Below are 1,767 nucleotides of genomic sequence, written 5' to 3'. Positions count from 1 at the left end.
GAGGAGGCCGACCGCACCCGCGCCCTCGGCATCGCCGCGGGCGCCGCCGCGGCGACCACCCTCGCCCGCGGCGCCTCCCTCACCTTCTCGTACGCGATCGCGACCGGGCAGCCCGTCGGCTCGCCGCGCTTCGGCTCCGACCTCGGGGTGTTCCTCGCCACGGAGCTCGGCGTCTGGCTCCTGTGCGGGCTGCTGGCCGCCGCGGCGACCACCACCGTCGCCGTGCTCGGCACCTCCGCCGGTCTCGCCCGCGCCGTCGCGGTCCTCTCCTCCGTCGTCGCCTTCTCCGCCGCGATGACCGGGCACGCCGCGGGCGACGAGACCCACGAGATCGCCACCTCCACGATGCTCGTGCACCTGCTGGCGGTGGGGATCTGGCTGGGCGGCCTCGCCGTGCTGCAGGTGCTCACCGATCGCAGCCGCGACGACGTGCGCGTGCTGCGCGGCTACTCCCATCTCGCGCTGATCTGCTGGATCGCCCTGGCGCTGAGCGGGGTGCTCGCGCTCGTGGTGCGCATGAACACCCCCGCGGAGCTCCTCACCAGCGCGTACGTGCAGATCGGGCTCGGCAAGGCCGTGGTGCTGCTGCTCCTGGGCCTGCTCGGCGCGCTCCAGCGCCGCCAGCTCGCCACCGGGCTCGGCACGGACTCCGAGGGGCGCCGGGCGCTGGGGACCTACCGGCGCCTCGCCCTGCTCGAGCTGGCGCTGATGGGGCTCGCCGTCGCGCTCGCCGCGGCGATGAGCTCCTCCCCGCCGCCCGCGGAGGAGGGCACCCCGCCGGCGGGCACCGCCGGCACGCTCACCGGCTACCCCCTGCCTCCCGCCCCGGACCTCGTCACCGTGCTCGGGCAGTGGCGCCCGGACCCCTTCGGGGCGGCGCTCGCCTGCGTCCTGCTGCTGCTGTGGTGGAGGCCGAGCGCCCCGCCGCGTCCGCGTGGACGCAGCCTGCAGCTCCTGCTCGGGGCCGCCGCGCTCGTGCTGCTGACCTCGGGACCGCTGAACGTGTACGGCAAGGTGCTCGTCTCCGCCCACGTCCTCCAGCACGTGCTGCTGCTCGTGCCCGCCGGGGTGCTGCTGGGCTGCGCGATGACGATTCCGCCGCGTCTGCGCACCATGCTGGAGGGGCGCTGGCCGCTCGCGGCGCTGCTCGCCGCGGCCGGGCCGCTGCTGCTCGCCGCCTGCTACATCAGCCCGCCGCTGCTCCGCGCCGCCCTGGACAGCCACGCCGCCCATCTCGCGCTGCAGCTGCTCGCCCTCGCCGCCGGTGCGCTGATCGCGCTCGCCGTGCGGCTCGCGTCCCCGCCGAGGCGGGCCTGGGTCGCGGCGGTCCCGCTGCTGCTGGGCGCTGCCGGGGGGATCGCGCTGCGCAGCACGGAGCGGCTGCTGGCGGCGAGCTGGTTCGGGGCGACCGGCCGCACCTGGCGGGCCGACGCGCTCGCCGATCAGCAGTCCGCGGGCACGCTCGTGCTCGTCGTCGTGGTGCTCGTCGCGCTCGTGGCCGGCGGGGCGGCGCTGCGGAACCGCGGGCGCCGCGGCTGACCGCACGAGGAAGGGGCCCGCGCAGCGGCGCGGGCCCCTTCGTCGGAGCGTGCGGCGGGGCGTCGACCCCCGGGGACCGCTCAGCCGAAGAGGCTGCGCACCGAACGGAGCCGCGCGAGCTGGGTCTCGCGGTCCACGGCGGGGACCAGGCCCTCCTCGGCGCCGGCGCCGGAGGGGACCTCGCGCGGGGTGACGCGGCGGGTGCCGACGGCGGTCTCGAGCCGGCCG

General features: G+C 77.6%; 1 protein-coding gene. It reads left to right on the top strand.

Annotated elements, in window-relative coordinates; genetic code table 11:
* The coding region (locus HMPREF3159_RS07875; protein ID WP_070500533.1) for a cytochrome c oxidase assembly protein at positions 1–1,539 on the top strand (1,539 nt) is incomplete at its 5' end.
* Positions 1,540–1,767 lie beyond the last annotated feature (228 nt).

The sequence above is a fragment of the Brachybacterium sp. HMSC06H03 genome, assembly GCF_001807385.1.
GTDB lineage: Bacteria > Actinomycetota > Actinomycetes > Actinomycetales > Dermabacteraceae > Brachybacterium > Brachybacterium conglomeratum.
The sequence above is the reverse complement of the archived record's forward strand: the minus strand, read 5'-3'. Positions and strand labels throughout refer to the sequence as shown.